Raw genomic sequence first — 20,905 nt, forward strand, 5'->3', positions numbered from 1 at the left:
GAGGGCTGCGTGAATCGCAGCTCTCTTTTCTTGTGGTAACGGTGATGCAAATGAACGTGCAGCTCTTCTTGGAAACATATGGGTATCAGCAAAAAGATGCGTCATTTTGCTTGAAGTTCCAAGAAATATAGCTTAGCTGTTCGTTCAAACAGCCTTTTTATGGGGCGTACGACTTTTTAGTATCAGGAGTAGGTTGATGCATGATAATTTAGCGAATCCAGCACCACTCGGTCTTATGGGCTTTGGTATGACCACAGTGTTGTTGAACATTCACAATGCAGGATTTTTTCCAATCTCTGCAATGATCCTTGCAATGGGTATTTTTTACGGCGGTGCTGCTCAGGTAGTCGCTGGCATTATGGAATTTAAAAAAGGTAATACTTTCGGTACAACCGCGTTTACCTCTTACGGATTTTTCTGGCTTACTTTGGTAGGACTTATTGTCATGCCTAAGCTTGGCTGGGCTGAAGCAACCCCTCATGCTTACATGGGCTGCTACCTTGCAATGTGGGGTGTTTTTACTTTCTTCATGTTCCTTGGAACACTTAAAAGTAACTTCTGTATTAAATTTATCTTCGGTTCCCTTACCGTTTTGTTCTTCTTGCTTGCAATCCGTGATTTCACAGGTTCTGCACTCATCGGAACTATCGCAGGGTACGAGGGTATCGTTTGTGGTCTGTCTGCAATTTACCTTGCAATGGCAGAAGTTCTTAACGAAGTTTACGACAGAGTTGTACTGCCAATCGGCTAGTATCTCGACATAAAGAGGAGTGCGCGCTGCTCCTCGTCTGCCCCTTTTACTTGGTTTGTTTACTTACCAGGCGGGCATTTTTCACGATCAGGACTGAGTGAAATATTTAAGACCGGAAAAGCTATTCTTTTCCGGTCTTTTTTTATGCATTTTATAAAAAAAGACATGATGCTTCGCTTTTTTTAATGCCAATGTAACCGTTTTCATCCTTATGAAACGCTGTTTTAGGGCTTTTGCCTTTTCGGCTAGTGCGCGGTAACCTTAGGGTAAGTAGCGTTTTACCCTAGTCTTTCCCTTATATTCACACCATAGTTGCAAAAGTTTCAAAAGCACCATATAAAGCAAAAAATGAAAACAGATTGATTTGTTTGCTGTACTGTTTTCATAACACTGCACTGCAAGCGAGATATTTCAGTGTGGTTCGTTTTTGTCGTGAAGACATAACTTACGATGCCTCCCCTCAGTCCAAGCACGCGTTTTGGGGATTAAGCATCCAGTTTGAAAACCATAACGCGTTTATGACTTATGACTATGAACAAATCTTTCCAGCCGACAATTAGGGATATTGCCCGTGAGGCAAAAGTTTCCATTGCAACTGTTTCGCGTTATCTGAACATGCCTGAGAAGGTACGTAAGGAAACCGGGGAACGAATTCAACGCATCATCGATAAGCACAACTACCGATGTAACTTTGCGGCTAAAGCACTTGCTACCCAGCGTACGAAAACAATCGGATACATTATTCCGGCTGTTAACAACCAAATTTACAGCGAGTGCGCCCGCGGCGTGCAGGATGAAGCACAACTTCATGGCTATCAGGTTTTCATCGCCAGTGCGGAATACAACCGCCAGCGTGAAAAGCAGATGGTAGAAAACTTTCTTGAACGTCGTGTCGACGGTATTATTCTTACCGTGTCTGACTCCATGGGCGACATTGCACAGAAACTGTTTCAGGAAAAAATTCCTGCAGTGAACCTGTTTAACAAACAGGGCTGCCTGCCATGTGTTTCTGTGGATAACGTTAAAGCCAGCTACGATGCTACTGAGTACTTGATTAAACTCGGTCACAGAAGTTTCGCTATGCTTGGTGTGCCGTTTACTGCGTCTGACCGTTGTCGTATGCGTTATGAAGGTTTCCTTCATTGCTTGCAGGATCATGATATTCCGACCCATCCCCAGAGTTTTGTACAAATTTCTTCTAATACTCTGGACTGCTCAGAAGGCGTCGAAAAATTAATGAACTCCTCAAATCCTCCGACAGCGATTTTTGCTTCAAACGATCTTGTAGCAATTAATACAATCAGCGCATTGCGCCGTCTCGGCTTTGAAATTCCTAAAGATGTATCTGTTATCGGGTTTGATGACATTCCTATGGCAAAACACGTCTGGCCGCCGCTTACTACAGTGTTGCAGCCGGGCTACCGCATGGGACGTCAGGCTGCTGCGGTGCTGCTTGATATTTTACGTACAGGCAAACATCCGGAAGAAAAAATTCCACCCGTTCAGCACGATCTCATTATTCGAGAGTCTTCCGGGGTTCCTCCTCGCTAGGCAGCTTACTAGAATACGCAAAAAGCGCTTCAGGCAATTATGTCGGAAGCGCTTTTTTTTATCTTTTGTTTTTCGGGAAGGAGTTCTTTTTACAGAACAATGAGCTTTTCTTTGCTCGTTGTTGGATGGTGTGTGCAATCATTATGTTGCAAGAAAACGATAGAGTGATACTGTAAAGCATTCTATTATGAACGTTATGAGAAAAAATCGAATAAGTACGCAACTTGACTAATAAGTGTGTTTAATGTATTACTTACAATACAGCGAGTCATAACTGCGAGACACGATGCGCAATTTATTTATGCACTGTAACTAGTAATGTAGAAGTAACATTCTGCATTATTTTTTGTGCGTACAATAAGCTGTGGTTGCAAATAGTGCATTACGCATAAGCGAGAGGAGGAGTCTTGAGCTCTACTTCAAACCTCACCAACAGTGATGGGGCGAAATTAAAATTTGATGTACATCCGTATATTTTCTTTATTTCTGCTGGATTAATTATCTTACTTGTTGGCCTTACCATTTACTTAGGTAAGGATATAAAAGACTTTTTTGGGATAATCCAGACTGGCATCTCTACGTACACAGGGTGGTTTTTCGTTCTCACCATGAACGTGATTCTAGCTTGTGTTCTTCTTTTCATGTTCTCCAGATTCGGAGACATTCGGCTTGGCGGTGATGACGCCGTTCCGGAATTCAGTACTGCCGCATGGTTTGCCATGCTCTTTAGTGCAGGCATGGGTATTGGTCTTCTCTTCTACGGCGTTGCCGAACCAATGTTCCATTTTATATCTTCACCGTTTTCCGACACTCCCGGCTCACCGGAAGCCGCACGCAGGGCAATGGATTTAACCTTCCTGCACTGGGGATTACACCCTTGGAGTGTCTACGCCCTTGTTGGCCTTTCTCTGGCATTTTTCTCGTTCAACAAAGGGTATCCGTTAACAATCCGTTCTGCTTTTGTACCACTGCTTGGGGACAGAGTTAACGGACCTATCGGGTACGCCATTGATATTTCTGCAACCGTCGCTACTCTGTTTGGTGTTGCTACCTCTCTTGGTGTCGGTGTTCAGCAGGTTAATGCCGGTTTATTCCATGTCTTTGGCGTGCCGCAGACAACTAATGTTCAGCTCCTGCTCATTTGCGGTATTACGCTTATTGCAACGTACTCAGTAGTGCGCGGGCTGGATGCAGGTATTCGTAAGCTTAGTGAAATCAACATCGGCCTTGCTTTTACGCTGATGCTTTTTGTGCTTATACTTGGCCCTACCTTGTTTATCCTCAATGCTCTTGTTGAAAACATTGGTATTTACCTGCAAAACTTCATGCAGCTTTCTACTTGGAATGAAACGTACGAAAACTCCTCATGGCAGAACGGTTGGACCGTGTTCTACTGGGGTTGGTGGATCGGGTGGTCACCATTCGTAGGTATGTTTATTGCCCGAATCTCCAAAGGTCGTACTATCCGCGAATTTATCGCCGGCGTACTTCTTGTTCCAACATTTGTTACCTTTGTGTGGATTACCGTTTTCGGTAACAGCGCATTGTACATCGACATGTTCGGTGGTGGTGGCATTGCTAAGGCCGTACAGGAAAACGTTCCTGTTTCCTTGTTCGTACTTCTGGAACACTTCCCGTTTGCTTCTTTAACAAGCGTACTCGGTATTCTTGTTGTAATCAGCTTCTTTGTAACCTCGTCGGACTCCGGTTCGCTGGTTATTGATATCATAACCGCAAACGGTAACCCTGATCCGCCTACTCCGCAGCGAGTGTTCTGGGCAATGATGGAAGGTGCTGTAGCAGCCGCGTTGTTGTACGGTGGTGGGTTGATGGCTCTGCAAACTGCGACGATTGCGTCCGGCTTACCTTTCGGGGTAATCCTGCTCTTTATGGTCTACAGTTTGTTTAAAGGGCTTAAAGACTACTCAGGGCCGCAGCAGTTCTACATTGATACTGACAAGAAGCCTAAAAAGATGAGTATCACACCAAGAGCATTTCCGGCTAAACGTCGTCGCCACAAAATTCGCTAGGAGGATTTTATGTATACTACTTCTGCAGAAAAATTCACTGGCGGCTGCATGATGCTTATGCGTCAGAATGAAGGCGGCGCCAGCTTCTTAGGGTCTTGCTTTTTGGTACACGAAGAAGGTTACATGCTTACCACAAGCCATATCTTCGGGGATAACCATGAAGACCTTTGTGTTGTACCGTACTCTCCTGAGAGCACAGAATTTCAGACTATCAGTCGTGAACATGTTCGCTCCATTCCTGTTGAAGTCATCAACGTCGATAAGGAGCGCGATATCGCGTTGCTGGCGATTGATGTGGATGCAGATATTACTATGCCTGATTTTCTGCTCGGCAATGCCGAGACTCTGCGCCTTGGTTCACCGCTCGTAAGCTTGGGGTACCCGTTTGGTTTCCAGAACATGCATCACCTTACCGCGGTAAGCTCTGTTGTAAGTTCCAAGCTTACTTCTCCGCTCGGTAATAACCATATTCTTTTTGATACTCGAGTACATGCCGGCGATGTCGGCGGACCACTCATCAGTGTTAACGAAGATCGCATTATCGGGATTGTTTGTGGCCGTTACTGCCCTATGGCAGATGGCAGCTCCATTTCTTCCTACACACGCGAGCAAGCTCTTGATACCGACTTGTCGTATGCAATCTCCATTGAGTACGGCATCGCATTGATGGAAACAGAAGAGCTTGAGGTTCTGTAACGTACACAAGACAGGTGCCAACTCTCAGTACATCTGAGATGGTTTTCCTGTGAGTCAGCGCTGGTGACAGTTGCTGACGAGCGATTTTAGGTATGGAGCATATATGTTCCGGACAAAAAATCGCTTACTATATGCTTTGAAATAAAAAACGCCCGTCAGCTGGATCTGACGGGCGTTTTAATTTTTACGCAGCTTGGGGAAGCCTTCTGCTCTCTTCACGTAGTTGCAGCTGCGTGAGGGGCAATAAAGACCTTGCTACGAAATATGTCTACTTGGCGTAGCGTGCTTCGAGTTCTTCCGCGCTTTTGATAACAGCGTTTTTACCTTCGTCACGTGCGGCTTTGAGGTTTGCTGCGATGCTTTCGTCTTTAAGAGCGATGATCTGTGCAGCAAGCCATGCAGCGTTTTTAGCGCCTGCTTTATCAAGTGCTACAGTTGCAACAGGGTATCCCGGAGGCATCTGTACGGTTGCGAGCATTGCGTCCAGACCGGAAAGGTTGGATGCAGTCACAGGTACACCGATAACAGGTTTAAGGGTACGTGCAGCTACAGCACCGGCAAGGTGTGCAGCCATGCCAGCAGCGCAAATAAATACCTGACAACCGTCTGCTTCGAGAGAGTCCACCAGATTTTCTGTGCGTTCCGGTGTTCTGTGAGCTGAACTCACGGTGAAGATGTACGATATCTTAAGTTGATCTAATAGCTGTGTGCACGGGCGCATAGTGTCTTCGTCTGAAGCACTGCCCATGAATATAGCAACTTGAGGCATAATGTCTGTCTCCTGAATGTCTTATTTAAACCCTTTAAAACCAATGTCTTTACGGAAGTATGCGTTATCCATTTTGACAAATTCAAGGGCTTCGTAAGCACGTTTTTGTGCCGCAGCAAGGTCAACCCCAAGGGCTGTTACACAAAGAACGCGTCCGCCATTAGATACGGTCTGACCATTTTTGATGGTCGTTCCACCCTGAAATACTTTTACATTACCGAGTGCTTCTGCTTCTGCAAAGCCGGAGATAGCCATACCTTTAGGGTAGCTTCCCGGGTAGCCGTCAGCAGCAACAACAACGCCAAGAGTTGTTTCATCTTTGATTGGGAGCGGGGTTTCCGCAAGTTTGCCCTGAACACACGCCATCATAACTTCCGCAAGGTCGCAATCAAGGCGCATCAGCAGAGGCTGACATTCCGGATCACCAAAACGAACGTTGAATTCAAGCACGTACGGGCCGTTTTCGGTCATCATGATACCTGCGTAGAGGATGCCGATAAACGGTTTATCTTTTTTACCCAGCAGATTCACAACCGGCTTCATGACGGATTCAATGATCTCATCATAGCGGCTTGAAGGCAGTACCGGTGCAGGGCTGTAAGCACCCATGCCGCCAGTGTTAGGGCCGGTATCGCCCTCGAACACAGCCTTGTGATCCTGAGAAGATGGAAGAGGTTTTACAGTATTGCCGTCGCAGAAGCAGATAAATGATGCTTCTTCACCAACAAGACACTCTTCAACAACAACATGTTTCCCTGAGTCGCCAAAGGACTTCTGCACCATGATTTCTTCAAGCGCCTGAATGGCTTCATCCGTGGTTTGGGCAACGATAACACCTTTACCCGCTGCAAGGCCGTCTGCCTTAACAACGATAGGTGCGCCTTTTTCCAGGACGAAATCACGGGCTTCAGAAAATTCTTCAAATACTCCGAACGCAGCAGTGGGTACACCGGCTTCCTGCATAATCTTTTTGGCAAATGCTTTAGAGCCTTCTAGCTGGGCTGCAAATGCATTAGGGCCAAAGCAGGGAATCCCTTCCAGATCGAGAGCATCTTTGATTCCGAGAACCAAAGGTAATTCAGGACCCGGAACAACGAGATCAATAGCCTTTTCTTTGGCGAAAGCCACCAGTGCGGGCAGGTCGTCTGCATTAATTGGTACGTTTGTACCTTCGAGCGCAGTACCACCATTACCCGGGGCGATGAAGATTTCTTCAACTGTTGCACTCTGACGAAGTTTCCATGCGAGGGCGTGTTCACGTCCACCGGAACCCACGATAAGAATCCGCACGTCTGGCCTCCTAATTGGGAATGGGTTGTCATTCCTGTTTATGGTGCGTGGAAAATACACCATTAAAAATTCTTGATGAGCGCCTGATACCGTGTTTCGACGATTGCTTCAAGATAGTTACTTTTTTTGTCTCGTATCGTCTCAAGGAGTAAAAGTACTGAAAGAAAAGTGGGTTGTGTGTTTTTTCTATTTATCCATGTGGATGTCCATTTGAGGGAATGGAATGGAAATACCCTGTTCTGTCAGCGCATTTTTACTTTCTTCGAGCAGTTCAAATTTCGTGGAAAGATATTGAGCAGTCGGCACCCATGCGCGCACTGTGATGTTAACGCTGCTGTCGGCAAGGGCTTCCACTGCCACAACAGGTTCAGGTGTGGATCGAACAACAGGGTGCATCTCGAGAACGGTGAGCAGAGTTTTTTTCGCTGTAAGAATGTCAGCATTGTAATCAATGCCGATGGAGAGATCTAACCTACGGGTCGGATTGGCGCTGTAGTTGGTAATAATATTGCTCATCACCAGACTGTTAGGGATGAATATTTTTTTGTTATCCGTGGTGTTGAGCACTGTGCTGAAAAGATTTGTGGCTTCGATAGTTCCCGCTGCACTGGAAACTTCAACAAAATCGCCTGCGGTGAACGGGCGGAAAAATACAAGCAGCATGCCGGATGAAAAGTTTGAGAGATTGTCTTTTACAGCGAGACCAATGGCCAGAGCGGCGGCACCGAATATAGCAATAAGTGACGTAATGTTGATGCCGACTCGTGAAGCTGCTGCGAGCAGTACCGCAATAATAATCCCGTAGCGGACAATTGTTGTTATGAAACCTGCTTGTAACGGGTCGATATGATAGCGATCTAGCGATGCCCGGAGAAGTCTGGCGGTATAGCGGGCAGCCCACCAGCCGACAACAATCATTACAATTGCATAGAGCATGTTTTTTCCGCCGTTAAGTACCCATACGGATGCCATGGAATATAAAGTTTGAATATCAAACATGGATACTCTCCTACTGAGTGATGGTTAATTGTGTTGTTTATGAGAAAAAATTTCATTAAAACTAGCATGATAGATTGAAGATGGAAAGTGTTTGGACAGTAAAGGTATTAACGTTTTACAGGTGATACTGTATTGAAAAAGATTCTTGAACCTGCTAGCGTTACTGCTGTATAATAAGGAATATCTATGTGCGTTGTAGCATACAATAATAATATTTTTTAGCTTTATTGAATTAAACGCACCCTAAGAAAATAAGCATGCGGAGGCTTACTCATGTTTTTCGAAAAAATTCTTGTTCCGGTAGACGGCTCTAAACATGCTTTACTTGCAAAACGTAGAGCTCTTGCTATTGCTGAAAGCATGGATGCTGAAATCGTTTTAGTACACGTACTTGATCGTATTCCATCTATCATTGGCGGTAGTGCTCGTGAAGAGCTGCGTAAAGAAATGAAAGCTGAAGCACAGAAAGTGTTTGACCAGTACATTCCGGGCTTAGAAGCAAAAAACATCAAATACAAAACACGTATTGAATCCGGTCGTCCTTTTGATGCTATTTGCACTGTTGTAAAAGATGAAGGTTGCGATCTGATTTGTATCGGAGCACGTGGATTGAGCGAAGTAGAAGGATTACTGCTGGGTAGCGTATCTTCTGCAATTATCTCTCACTGCACAACACCAGTTTTGGTTGTTCGATAGTTAGTTGACGAATAGAAACGCGGGATAATAATTATCCCGCGTTTTTTTATATTCTGCTTCTGAAAGATAATAAAACTTGCAAATACTGACTGCTCAACGATATTGATAACAAGCTGTGTTTTGTGTTTTCTCTATTAAACATTCAGCAGTTATGATCACTATGGAGAGTAAATGTCTCCTTACGTTTTATTATTCAATTTCTTTTTCATACTGTCTCTTCTCGGAGCCGGACATGCGTTGCTGACTCGAAAGCAGCCGAATTCAGCTCTAGTATGGGTTACGCTTTGCCTGTCGCTCCCCGTAGTCGGAGTACTCGCGTACGTGGTCTTCGGCGTAAATCGTGTACGACGAAGTGCTACAAAGCTGCGCGAAGAATTTGAACAGCAAAACATAACAGGGTATCTCAAACCGCCGGATCACAGGGCGCACACATGTTTGCTTAAAGAGTTGCCCGAAGAGCTGATCATGATGGAAAAGATCGGTCGTGCAGTGACAGGTACTTTTCCCCTCAAGGGAAACAGTATTGAACCCTTGTACAACGGACAGCAAACATATCCCGCCATGCTCGATGCGATTAAAAACGCGAAAGAGTCAGTTTACCTCTCCACCTTTCTTCTTGATAAAGACCCCGTCGGAAGGCGTTTCATAAACAGCCTTGTCGCAGCCCACAAACGCGGTGTGCACGTTGCCGTCCTCATAGACGGGTTTGGTCTCTTGCTTTCATGGCGATCCGTAATACGTATTCTAAAAAAACACGGCGTTCCTGCCACAGTTTTCCTGCCGTTAAGTATTATTCCGCCACAAATTCGTTTGAACTTGCGCAATCACAGAAAGTTACTCGCTGTTGATGGTAAAGTCGGGTTCACAGGTGGAATGAATATCGGCGGAACCCGCAACTCTAAAGGGACTCGTCGACTCACAGACATGCACTACAAGCTGACAGGGCCAATAGTCTCCCAGCTTCAGCAAATTTTTATGGAAGACTGGGCGTACGCAAAAGGTGCAGCACACCAGCCGCTTCCAGCCCCCATGGATCATACCGGAGAGATCCTCGCCAGAGTGATAAAAGACGGGCCGGACAATCCCAACAATCCCCTTCACACGTCCATAATTGCGACAATCAGTGCAGCCAAGCATTCAGTGCGAATCATAACGCCCTATTTCCTGCCTTCAGCAGAGCTTATAAGCGTGATTTCGGTAGCAGCGCTGCGTGGGATAGCCGTGACTATTATTCTGCCCGTCAAATCCAATTGGCCGTTTGTACATTGGGCAAGCCGAAACTATTTTAAAGATCTACTCGAGGCTGGGGTACGTATTTTCTATCAACCGCAGCCGTTCTGTCACACAAAGTTATTCGTTGTAGACGACTGTTACGTTCAGTTCGGTTCCGCGAACATGGACCCGCGCAGTCTGCGGCTCAATTTTGAGCTGAATGTCGAAGTGCTCGATATGGGACTTGCGCAGCAGCTCATTACGCACGTAGACGAAACCGTCCTTCGGTCTGAAGAAGTGACGCATCGCGAAATTGTGCTGCGACCGCTCCCCGTCCGCATCCGTGACGCCTTCTTCTGGCTGTTTTCTCCGTATTTGTAGGAGTTGTGAGAGCCTCTGGCGGGTCTTCGACGAGCCTCCGGCAGGCTTTGGTGTTCGTTATGTCTCCGACGGCTCTCCGAGGGGCAAGGGCTCTGCCCTGCACCCGTAAGGGGCTCGCCCCTTAACCTCAGTTATACGCGGTTCATTCTACGATGAATCACGTTGGTAGCCGCGACCATGTTAACTTTCCTTTATCCTATTATCAAAAGAGGCTGTCCTTCTAATATGAAGGGCAGCCTTTGCTATTCGAGTCAGTGGAATTAAGCCGCGTGAGAGTTAAAGAAACGCGTGTTGATCGCATAATAAAAAGTTTGAAAGGGGGTCTGGGGGAAAACTTTCCAAAGTTTTCAGCCCAGCCGTCGGAGACAAGCCCCGCAGGGTCGTCGAAGACTCCTCCCCCCCCCCGTTGTCAGCGACAGATAAACAAAAAAAGGGCGACATTTTCATGTCGCCCTTTTGTGTAGCTTGTAGACTGAGAAGCTTAGTTATCTACTGAATTTCACGCGCCCTTTGCCGAGCAGATCATGCATGTGCACGATGCCGCAGAGGGTACCGTTCTCATCCACTACTGGCAGAACGGTAATAGCTTTCTCTTCCATGAAATCGAGAAGTTCCGCTACAGAAGAACCTTTTTGGGCTCTGTAGGGATCTTTGACCATTATGTTGGAAGAAGGCTGTTTCATATCGAGTTCACCCTGACAGATGAGACGGCGCAGGTCGCCATCAGTGAGGATGCCGGTGAGGCAACACTTGTCATCAGTGAAAACGACAGATCCGAGATGCCCTTTGTCCATAACGAGCAGTGCTTCAGCGAGTGGTGTTTCCTGTCGTACAACAGGATCAGATTCGCGAAGAATGAGTGCATCGATGGACATGGTCAGGCGCTGTCCTAACGCTCCACCTGGGTGGTAGCGTTTAAAGTCTGCCGCGGTAAATGCTTTTGCTTCAATCAGGCACGCTGCGAGTGCATCACCGATGGCGATGGTTGCAGTTGTTGAGCTTGTTGGAGCAAGATCAAGCGGGCAGGCTTCTTTAGGCACACCGGTATTAATGACGATGTCTGAAAGACGTGCCATTGTTGATGTGACGCCGCCGGTTAAGGAGATCACGGACACTCCGAGGGAGCGCATTGACGGAAGAACTGCGTTAAGTTCGTCAGTTTCTCCGGAGTTAGATATGGACACCACAACGTCTTCTTCGCGAATCATGCCGAGGTCGCCGTGGGCGCCTTCGACTGGATGCAGGTAGAAAGACGCAGTCCCTGTGGAAGACAGGGTAGCTGCAAGCTTACGTCCGACAAGGCCGGATTTGCCAAGACCGGTGATAATAACACGGCCTTTACATGCTGCAAGCAGTTCGACAGCGCTTACAAAGGATTCATCAAGGTTAGCTTTAACGGTTTCCAGACCTTCAATTTCGATCTGGATAGCTTGACGCCCTTTTGCCAGCCAGTCGCCAGCGGGTGTGCAGATACACTTATTCATTATTTATTAAGCTCCAGCGTGTCAGCAACTAGCAGCTGCATGACCCGCAATTGCTGCCCGGACAAGGGATTGCGTAATCCCCGTTAAAGCAAGCAAGACAGTAATCATCAGGAGACGAAACCGATTTGAGCAGCCCTTCAATAGAAAGGTAATGAAGGCTCTCAATACCGATAAAGTCTTCGATGTCTTTTACGGAATTATTGGCAGCAATGAGTTCTCCCTTGGAGGAGAAGTTGATGCCGTAGTAACACGGGAACTTGATCGGCGGGCAACTCACTCTAAAGTGAATTTCTTTTGCACCAAGTTCACGCAGCTTTTTAACACGGGAACGAATTGTGGTACCGCGAACAACAGAGTCGTCCACAATAACAATACGCTTACCTTCAATAAGGCTTCTTACTGGGTTGATTTTAACGCGAGTGCTAAAATCACGCATGCTCTGCGAAGGCTGAATAAAGGTTCGTCCCACGTAGTGGTTTCGAATCATTGCATGCTCGTAGGGTAAACCGGAAGCCTGTGCGTAACCAACAGCACAGTAGATACCGGAATCGGGGAACGGCATAACAAAATCAGCATCCACATGTGACTCCAGCGCGAGCTGGTGTCCCATTTCTTTTCGACAGGTATATACGTTTTCGCCAAAGACAAGGGAGTCCGGGCGGGAGAAGTATACAAGCTCAAAGATACAATGACGTTTTCTCTCTACTTCAACATCCATTTTGTAGGATTCCATAGAGTTGCCATCAATAACGAGCATTTCTCCCGGCTCAATGTTACGCACGAGGTCTGCTTCGAGTAAATCGAAAGCACATGTCTCAGATGCGATGACATGAGATTCTCCAAGACGTCCGAGTACTAAAGGACGAATTCCGAGTGGGTCACGTACCGCGATAAGCTTATTGTTTACCATAAGCAAAAGCGAGTAAGAGCCCTGGGCTTCTTTGCAAGCAGCAAGCACCGCTTCTTCAAGCGGCATTGAGCGCAAATTTTGAACAATCAGGTGCACAATGACTTCACTGTCAATTGTGGTCTGAAAAATGGAGCCGCGCGCTTCAAGTTTAGCACGTAGTTCCATAGTGTTTACAAGGTTACCGTTGTGCGCAATTGCGAGTTCCAGATCTTTGTACTGAACCATAAATGGCTGAGCGTTTCTGAGGCGTGAACCACCGGTAGTTGAATACCGGACGTGTCCCATGCCAATGTTGCCCTTCAGTTCTCTGCTGAGATGCTCTTCATTAAACACATCGGGAACAAGTCCCATGCCACGTTCTTCACGAAGCTTTGTGCCGTCCCATGTTACGATACCGGCACTTTCCTGTCCTCTATGCTGCTGAGCATATAGACCAAAGTAAGTAAGGCGGGCTGCCTCTTCGTGATTATAGATCCCGAACACACCACAATATTCACGTTTCATGGCATCCCTTCCAGCCTTTTACGGAGAATTATTCCCCAGCGTAGTATTCCTGCAAACTTTTAACAGTCAGTTCGCAGTTTCTTTGTTCTGCTATAGCCATAGATATCGCACGAGCTCCGGAAACGGTTGTGGAGTAAGGAACTCCGTATACCAGTGCTTCCTGTCTGATGGACTTGGAATCCTGTACAGTGCGTTTACCTGAAGCCGTGTTCAAGAGGAGAGCTACTTCACCATTCTTTATAAAGTCAACTATGTTTGGTCGCCCTTCGTACACTTTTGAAACTCTGGTTGCCGGAATACCGTTCTCTATGAACAGTTTAGCGGAACCAGAAGTTGCGAGTACTTCGAATCCAAGGTCAACAAAACGTTTAGCAACATCCAAAATATACGGCTTGTCACTATCGTTAACTGAAATGAAGACTTTACCTTCCTGAGGGAGAACCTGTCCAGATGCGACCTGTCCTTTCATGAATGCTTCTTCCACTGTTTTTGAAATACCCATTACTTCACCGGTTGAACGCATCTCAGGTCCGAGAAGGATATCAACACCAGGGAAGCGGGAGAATGGGAATACGGATTCTTTAACAGATACGTAACCGTGTTTGCGCATGGACCAAGGATCAAGATCGGCGAGTTTTTCGCCCATCATAACCTGAGTAGCCAGACGCGGCAACGGTACGCCGGTTGCTTTTGATACAAACGGTGCGGTTCGGGACGCACGAGGGTTAACTTCGAGAACGTAGATCTGCTTGTCTTTTACCGCAAACTGAATGTTCATAAGACCGACAACACGAATCTCTTTAGCGAGTTCGATGGTCTGTCTGCGAATTTCACCTACGATTTCAGCAGGCAAAGTGTGCGGAGGAAGAACACATGCGGAGTCACCGGAGTGGATACCAGCTTCTTCAATGTGCTCCATGATGCCGGCAACGTATACTTCATCACCGTCACTAACCGCATCCACGTCAACTTCAATGGCGTTCTCAAGGAACTTGTCCAGAAGGATCGGGTGCTCAAGGTTAGCAGGAACGTGTTTGGTGAAGTAAGCGGCAAGCTGTTCTTCATCAAATACGATTTCCATTGCGCGTCCGCCGAGTACGTAGGAAGGACGAACAACCAGTGGGTATGTAATGTCTGAAGCGACTCTGCGAGCTTCGTCGAAAGACAACACGGTTGCGTTGGCAGGCTGCATAAGATCAAGTTTTTTGATCAGCGCCTGAAAACGTTCGCGGTCTTCTGCACGGTCAATGGAGTCCGGATGGGTGCCGAGGATTGGCACACCGGCGCGTAACAACGGAACCGCAAGGTTCAACGGAGTCTGGCCGCCGAACTGAATGATAACTCCGTCCGGTTTTTCCAGTTCTACGATGTTCATTACATCTTCAAAGGTGAGCGGCTCAAAGTAGAGTCGGTCAGATGTATCGTAGTCTGTAGAAACTGTTTCAGGGTTGGAGTTAACCATGATGGACTGAACGTCCATGTCGCGCAGTGCAAAGGATGCATGACAGCAGCAGTAGTCAAACTCAATGCCCTGACCGATACGGTTAGGACCACCACCGAGGATGATTACTTTTTTCTTGTCCGTAACTTCAATCTCATTACCTGTTTCGTAGGTTGAGTAGTAGTACGGGGTGTATGCTTCAAATTCAGAAGCGCAGGTATCTACAAGGTAGTATACTGCTTCGAGTCCGAGTTCTTTGCGGAGCTGACGGATTGCTGTTTCCGGCTGTTTCCACATTTCAGCAAGCTGGCGATCAGAGAAACCGTACTCTTTAGCACGTTTCATGAGCGGGTACAGTTCTTCATTTTCAGGAGCAAGAGAGTTAGCAAGACCGAAATCTTTAATCTCTTCTTCCATGATAATGATATCTTTCAGCTGGTGAAGGAACCAAGGATCGATATGAGTAATTTCGTACATTTCTTCAATGGTCATACCAAGAAGGAATGCATGGCGCAGAGCGAAAACACGCTTGGAGTTTGGTGTGCGCAGCAGACCCATGATGTCTTCCATTTCTGGAAGTTTGCCACGGTAGTCGCTACCAAATCCTGCAACACCAACTTCGAGAGAGCGCATACCTTTCTGGAAGGATTCTTTGAAGGTACGTCCGATAGACATAGCTTCGCCAACACTCTTCATTGCGGTGTTCAGTTCGTCTTTAGCACCCGGGAATTTTTCAAATGTAAAGCGAGGAAGCTTGGTTACACAGTAGTCAATGGTTGGTTCGAAAGAAGCCATTGTCTCGCGTGTAATGTCGTTAGGGATTTCATCAAGTGTGTATCCCACAGCAAGCTTTGCCGCAATTTTAGCAATAGGGAAGCCGGTTGCTTTAGAAGCAAGGGCAGAGGAACGGGAAACACGCGGGTTCATTTCGATAACCACGAGGTCGCCGTTCTTAGGGTTAACACCAAACTGTACGTTTGAACCGCCTGTTTCAACACCAATTTCGCGCATGATGGCGATAGAAGCGTCACGCATCTTCTGGTATTCAACGTCAGTAAGTGTCTGTGCTGGTGCTACGGTAATGGAGTCACCGGTGTGAACGCCCATTGCGTCAAAGTTTTCAATGGAACAGATGATAACGCAGTTGTCTGCTTTATCACGCATAACTTCCATTTCGAACTCTTTCCAACCGATGATGGACTGCTCAAGGAGCAACTCTGATTGAATAGACGCAGAGAGACCCTGTGAGGCAATATGCTCAAGGTCTTCCATGTTGTACGCAATACCGCCGCCTTGACCACCCATGGTAAACGCAGGACGGATGATAATCGGGAAGCTCATTTCTTCGCCGATACGACGCACGTCGTCCATGCTTCTAGCAATGTGAGAAGCAGGTACGCTGAGACCAATATTCGCCATTGCTTCACGGAATAGCTCACGGCTTTCCGCTTTTTCAATAACCGACTTGGTTGCACCGATAAGTTCAACGCCACACTCTTCAAGCACGCCAGATTCGGCCACTGCAAGCGCAGTGTTTAGTCCGGTCTGACCGCCAAGTGTGGGCAGAAGAGCACAAGGTCGCTCTTTTCGAATAATTTCAGCAACCGTTGCAGGTTCAATTGGCTCAATATACGTCCGGTCAGCAAGATCAGGGTCAGTCATAATCGTAGCAGGGTTGGAGTTAACCAACACAACTTCGTACCCTTCTTCTTTCAAGGCTTTAACAGCCTGAGTGCCGGAGTAATCAAACTCACAAGCCTGACCAATAACAATTGGTCCGGAGCCAATGACCATAATGCGCTTTAAATCTGTCCTTTTTGGCATGGTGGCAAAAATCTCTGGTTGTAAAAGTTGCACCTTCTCGGTGGAGACAGAAAATACTGTCGGGCACAAAAATAGCGGGAAAGAATTCCCCGCAAGATTAATGACGTAAGAATCCGAGATTACCGTCAACTTATAAGACAAAGAGCGGGTTGAACCTCGTGCTCTCGCCAGAAATCTCCGTGTCTTACGCTAACGAAATTTTAAAAGCAAACAATAAAATAAATCTGGAAAAAATATATCCTGCCGTGCAATGTAATGCAAGCTGAGTCCTAAATACTTGCTCTTCTTGATGCTGCCTGTTACTTCCACAAATTGAGTCATTGTAAACTACTGCTGTATCCGACAATTATACAGCGTAGAACAACATCATACTATATAAGGAGGCCGCACACATGCTCGCGATTCTTGAGTACAAAGCGGGGAACCAAACAAGCGTTAAACGTGCGCTTGATCATCTTGGCATCCCAAATAAAATTACAGCAAACCCTGATGAAGTGTTGGCGGCTCATGGAATTATTTTCCCTGGCGTCGGTGCCGCAGGTCAGGCAATGGAAGAATTAGAAGCTTCCGGCCTTGAATCTGTGCTTCGTAAAGCTATTGAACAGGGAAAGCCGCTGCTCGGTATCTGTGTTGGTTGTCAGATTATGCTCGATTACAGTCAGGAAGGTAACACCAAGACTCTTGGTATTATCCCCGGTCAGTGCAATCTGTTTAATGATGAATGGAAAGACATGAACGGCGATCCGATTCGTGTTCCTCATATGGGTTGGAATAAGCTTACGCAGCATAAGCCATGCGAACTGCTTAAAGGCATCAGCGACGAAGATGAATTCTACTTTGTACATTCATATTTCCCTGAGCCAGATCCTGAATACGTTATTGCTACAACACAATACGGTTATGAGTTCTGTTCTATCCACGGCGGCCCCGGTTTGTGGGCTGTTCAGTTCCATCCGGAAAAAAGTGGCCATGCAGGACTCCGCCTGATCAAAAACTTCTACAACTACTGTGAGGAGGCCGCTAATGCTAAGTAAGCGTATTATCCCGTGCCTCGACGTACGCGATGGAAGATTGACAAAAGGTATCAAATTTAAAGGTAACGTCGATATCGGTGATCCCGTAGAAACTGCCAAGAAGTACTACGAAGATGGTGCCGACGAAATCGTATTCTACGACATCACAGCGTCCCACGAAGGCCGCGGTATCTTCCTTGATGTTGTAGAAAAAGTTGCTTCAACTATCTTTATCCCGTTCTCCGTAGGCGGCGGCATCAATTCAGTGCAAGATATGCGCGATGCCCTTAACGCCGGTGCAGAGAAGGTTTCCGTGAACTCCGGTGCTGTTAAAAATCCTGATATTATCAGTGAAGGTGCAGCACGTTTCGGGAATCAAGCAATCGTACTCGGTATGGACGTAAAGCAGGTTCCAGTAACCGCTGAACTCCCATCCGGCTACGAAATCGTTATCCATGGTGGCAGAAAGCACATGGGTATGGATGCAATCGAATGGGCAAAAACCGCTGAAGCACTCGGTGCTGGCGAAATTTGCGTTAACTCCATTGATGCAGACGGTACCAAAGACGGCTACGAGCTGAACCTCACCCGCACCATCGCAGATGCTGTAAACATTCCGATCATTGCCTCCGGCGGTGCAGGGAATCCTCAGCACATGTATGATGCCGTGACCGAAGGTAAAGCAACAGCAGCGCTTATCGCCTCTATCGTCCATTACGGTGAATACACCATCCCTGAGCTCAAGCGCCAGATGGCTGCCATGGGCGCTAAAATGCGCATGAGCTGGTAGCTTGTAGCCTTCGGCGACTCTCCGAGGGGCAAGGGCTCTGCCCTGCACCCGCAAGGGGTTTGCCCCTTGACCCATTTATTCGCGAGTAGTTTTGTGCATAATGGGATTGGAAGGCGCGAATACATTACCTATCCAATAATAAAGGCTGTCCTTCATCAGAGGGACAGCCTTTTTGTTTTCAACGAAAGGTAATGGGGTGGAAAGCCGCGAGGTCAGTTTAAGTAAAGAAAGGCCTCGCAAATAAAAAGTTTTGAAGGGGGTCTGGGGGAAACTTTGCAAAAGTTTCAGCCCAGCCGCCGGAGGCAAGCCCCTTGCGGGGGTGCAGGGGGCAGAGCCCGCCTGCCCGTCGGAGACATCCCATTGATAAACGTCACCGAAGGCAGTTAAATATCTAATTCAAGCCATACAGGGCAATGATCGGAGCCGAGCTGTGTATCTTCGATCCACGCGTCCTTGATAACGTCTTTGAGTTCTTCAGACACAAAGAAGTAGTCGATACGCCATCCGGTGTTGTTTTTGCGCGCATTGAAGCGGTAGGACCACCATGAATACTTGTCTTTGGCGTCTGGGTGAATATGGCGGAAAGTGTCCACGTAGCCAGCAGCTACGAGCTTGTCGAGCCATTCACGTTCGATTGGCAGGAAGCCTGAGGTACCTTCGTTTGGCTTAGGCCGTGCGAGATCGACGGGCTTGTGCGCAGTGTTGAAATCGCCGCATACGACGATAGGCTTGGTTTTGCGTAACTCTTCTGCGTGCTCGAGGAAAGCGTCGTAGAAACCAAGCTTGTATTCAAGCCGTTCTTCGCCTGCTTGCCCGTTCGGGAAATAGATGTTGAAGTAGTGGAACGCCTCGAATTCGAGGTGGATCACACGCCCTTCACCCTGATACTTGGAATCGGGAAGATCGTAACTTACACTGATCGGTCTGATCTTGGAAAAGACTGCTGTGCCTGAATATCCCTTTTTGACGGTGGAACCGAGCCAATAACTGTAGATGCCTTCGGGATGCCGGTCTTCTTCGGCAATCTGCTCAGGCATAGCTTTGGTTTCCTGCACGCCGACAACGTCTGCGCCATTTTCTTCGAACCACTGCCACTCGGGCTTTTTCCGCACGGCACGAAAGCCGTTCACATTCCAGGATGTAAGTTTCATATATATTTCCTCAAGCTGGTATATTTTGCTGCTCAGAAGGTATATCAGCGACCGAAAATCGTCAATTAGGAATTATTCCTAGTTCGTACTCATTGCTTGATACAAAACGCAGGTATATGGTGTCGGTTTGAATTACTAAACTGATTTGGATCGTAGTCAGAATTGAATGACAGCGCGATCTAGTTTTTTCTTCTCGTTTTCAAATCCCTCTTTGAAGGAGATAGATACATTATGATTCAGGTATGCGAAGCAAGACGCGAAAAATTACGCGCACTCATGGATGAAAAAGGGATTGATGCTCTTTTTATCAGTCACGAAGCAAACCGCTATTACTTGTCCGGTTTTGAATTACATGACGGACAGAAGAATGAATATGCTGGCTATCTGCTGATTACAAAGGATGGAAAGGACTGGCTGTTTACAGATTCCCGTTATTGGGATGCAGCTAAACGGTTATGGGACGCGTCGCGGGTATTCATTTACCGCTCGAATCCTGCTGGCTCTATTAATGCGCACATTAAGCAGCTTGGGTATAAGAAAGTCGGGTTTGAAGCTCGCACTATTCCGTATGCCTTCCAGAAAGCTTTTGCTGAAGACTTGAATTGCGTAGAGGGCGACGGCCTTGTGGAAGAGCTGCGTATCATTAAGGACGCGCATGAAATTGCGTGTATGAAAAAGTCTTGTGCGCTGAACCATAAGCTTATGCAGTGGGTTCCTTCTGTTTGCCGACCGGGGCGCACAGAACGGGCTGTAGCATGGGATATTGAGAAATTTTTCCGTGATAACGGCGCAAGCGAATTGGCCTTTGCCTCGATTGTTGCTGTTGGACCGAACGCGGCGCTCCCGCATGCTATTCCGGGTGACACTGTGATCACTGAAGAGTGCCCTGTTCTTATTGATGTAGGGTGCCGTTTAGATGATTATTGCTCTGATCAGACCAGAACCATCTGGGTTGGCTCGAATCCGACTGACGAGTTCAAACGGACAATGGAGTTTGTTCGAACTGCGCAGGATGCAGCCATTGCTTCCATGGAACCGGGGCAGCCTGCAAAAGCAGCACATGGTGTTGCAGCTAATGTATTTAAAGATGCAGGTGTTGCAGAATATTTCACACATTCTCTTGGTCATGGTGTTGGATTGGAAACGCACGAAGCACCGTCTGTAAATCCACGTTCAGAAGCCATTTTACAACCGGGAATGGTCATCACCGCAGAGCCTGGATTGTACTATCCGGAATGGGGTGGGATTCGCTGGGAACACATGATCCATGTGACTGAAAATGGTGTCGAAAGAATGTAACTGACAGCATGGTACGTATCCGTATCATATTGTTTCCATTAGTTTTCTAGACTTTATAACGTCCGCGGTGCTTTATAGGCACCGTGGGCTTTTTTGTAATCCTGATACTCCCTA

The 20,905-nt window shown here is 47.0% G+C and carries 16 protein-coding genes; 9 read left to right on the plus strand and 7 right to left on the minus strand.

The window, feature by feature from the left end; genetic code table 11:
• The first annotated feature begins 196 nt into the window (after positions 1-196).
• From ACZ5V1_RS15455 to ACZ5V1_RS15470, 4 genes are all read left to right on the plus strand, one after another.
• Entirely contained in the window at positions 197-751 is a 555-nt protein-coding gene (locus ACZ5V1_RS15455; protein ID WP_464389599.1) for an acetate uptake transporter, read from the plus strand.
• Between the two features lie 531 nt (positions 752-1,282).
• On the plus strand, positions 1,283-2,302 hold the full coding sequence (locus ACZ5V1_RS15460; RefSeq protein WP_464389600.1) for a LacI family DNA-binding transcriptional regulator: 1,020 nt from the start codon (positions 1,283-1,285) through the stop codon (positions 2,300-2,302).
• A 407-nt stretch (positions 2,303-2,709) separates the two neighbouring features.
• Complete coding sequence (locus ACZ5V1_RS15465) at positions 2,710-4,332, plus strand: BCCT family transporter (protein ID WP_464389601.1); 1,623 nt, start codon at positions 2,710-2,712, stop codon at positions 4,330-4,332.
• 9 nt (positions 4,333-4,341) lie between these two features.
• Positions 4,342-5,028 (plus strand): S1 family peptidase, encoded by a 687-nt coding sequence (locus ACZ5V1_RS15470; RefSeq protein ID WP_464389602.1) that lies wholly within the window; start codon positions 4,342-4,344, stop codon positions 5,026-5,028.
• A 268-nt stretch (positions 5,029-5,296) separates the two neighbouring features.
• Here ACZ5V1_RS15470 and purE read toward each other — a convergent pair whose 3' ends face one another.
• The 3 genes from purE to ACZ5V1_RS15485 all read right to left on the minus strand — a co-directional run bounded on the left by purE (position 5,297) and on the right by ACZ5V1_RS15485 (position 8,086).
• Positions 5,297-5,797: a 5-(carboxyamino)imidazole ribonucleotide mutase gene (purE, locus tag ACZ5V1_RS15475; RefSeq protein WP_464389603.1), complete on the minus strand. Its 501-nt coding sequence runs from the start codon at positions 5,795-5,797 to the stop codon at positions 5,297-5,299.
• A gap of 21 nt (positions 5,798-5,818) precedes the next feature.
• Positions 5,819-7,087, minus strand: a complete 1,269-nt coding sequence (gene purD, locus ACZ5V1_RS15480; protein ID WP_464389604.1) for a phosphoribosylamine--glycine ligase — start codon at positions 7,085-7,087, stop codon at positions 5,819-5,821.
• A 186-nt stretch (positions 7,088-7,273) separates the two neighbouring features.
• On the minus strand, positions 7,274-8,086 hold the full coding sequence (locus tag ACZ5V1_RS15485) for a mechanosensitive ion channel family protein (RefSeq protein WP_464389605.1): 813 nt from the start codon (positions 8,084-8,086) through the stop codon (positions 7,274-7,276).
• 273 nt (positions 8,087-8,359) lie between these two features.
• On the opposite strand from ACZ5V1_RS15485, the gene ACZ5V1_RS15490 reads away from it, so the two are divergent.
• The gene (locus tag ACZ5V1_RS15490) at positions 8,360-8,782 is read left to right on the plus strand and encodes a universal stress protein (RefSeq protein WP_160712997.1); all 423 of its coding nucleotides are present in this window, start codon (positions 8,360-8,362) and stop codon (positions 8,780-8,782) included.
• A gap of 171 nt (positions 8,783-8,953) precedes the next feature.
• Complete coding sequence (gene cls, locus ACZ5V1_RS15495) at positions 8,954-10,375, plus strand: cardiolipin synthase (protein WP_464389606.1); 1,422 nt, start codon at positions 8,954-8,956, stop codon at positions 10,373-10,375.
• Positions 10,376-10,860: 485 nt separating this feature from the next.
• Here cls and ACZ5V1_RS15500 read toward each other — a convergent pair whose 3' ends face one another.
• Genes ACZ5V1_RS15500 through carB form a run of 3 tightly spaced genes read right to left on the minus strand, consistent with a single transcriptional unit; the run spans position 10,861 to position 16,538 of the window.
• Complete coding sequence (locus ACZ5V1_RS15500; protein WP_464389607.1) at positions 10,861-11,859, minus strand: KpsF/GutQ family sugar-phosphate isomerase; 999 nt, start codon at positions 11,857-11,859, stop codon at positions 10,861-10,863.
• A gap of 28 nt (positions 11,860-11,887) precedes the next feature.
• On the minus strand, positions 11,888-13,273 hold the full coding sequence (purF, locus tag ACZ5V1_RS15505; RefSeq protein WP_464389608.1) for an amidophosphoribosyltransferase: 1,386 nt from the start codon (positions 13,271-13,273) through the stop codon (positions 11,888-11,890).
• Positions 13,274-13,301: 28 nt separating this feature from the next.
• A complete protein-coding gene (gene carB, locus ACZ5V1_RS15510; protein WP_464389609.1) occupies positions 13,302-16,538 on the minus strand; it encodes a carbamoyl-phosphate synthase large subunit in 3,237 nt (1,078 codons plus the stop codon).
• A 392-nt stretch (positions 16,539-16,930) separates the two neighbouring features.
• Here carB and hisH point away from each other — a divergent pair, with 392 nt between their 5' ends.
• Both hisH and hisF read left to right on the plus strand, forming a co-directional pair.
• A complete protein-coding gene (gene hisH, locus ACZ5V1_RS15515) occupies positions 16,931-17,572 on the plus strand; it encodes an imidazole glycerol phosphate synthase subunit HisH (RefSeq protein ID WP_464389610.1) in 642 nt (213 codons plus the stop codon).
• Entirely contained in the window at positions 17,562-18,341 is a 780-nt protein-coding gene (gene hisF, locus ACZ5V1_RS15520) for an imidazole glycerol phosphate synthase subunit HisF (RefSeq protein WP_464389611.1), read from the plus strand. Before hisH ends, hisF begins: the two co-directional genes overlap by 11 nt.
• 383 nt (positions 18,342-18,724) lie before the next feature.
• Here hisF and ACZ5V1_RS15525 read toward each other — a convergent pair whose 3' ends face one another.
• Positions 18,725-19,492: an exodeoxyribonuclease III gene (locus ACZ5V1_RS15525; protein WP_464389612.1), complete on the minus strand. Its 768-nt coding sequence runs from the start codon at positions 19,490-19,492 to the stop codon at positions 18,725-18,727.
• Between the two features lie 231 nt (positions 19,493-19,723).
• Between ACZ5V1_RS15525 and ACZ5V1_RS15530 the strand changes: the two genes are divergently transcribed.
• Positions 19,724-20,791 (plus strand): M24 family metallopeptidase, encoded by a 1,068-nt coding sequence (locus ACZ5V1_RS15530; protein WP_464389613.1) that lies wholly within the window; start codon positions 19,724-19,726, stop codon positions 20,789-20,791.
• Positions 20,792-20,905: the final 114 nt, after the last annotated feature.

The sequence above is a fragment of the Halodesulfovibrio oceani subsp. galateae genome, assembly GCF_055397225.1.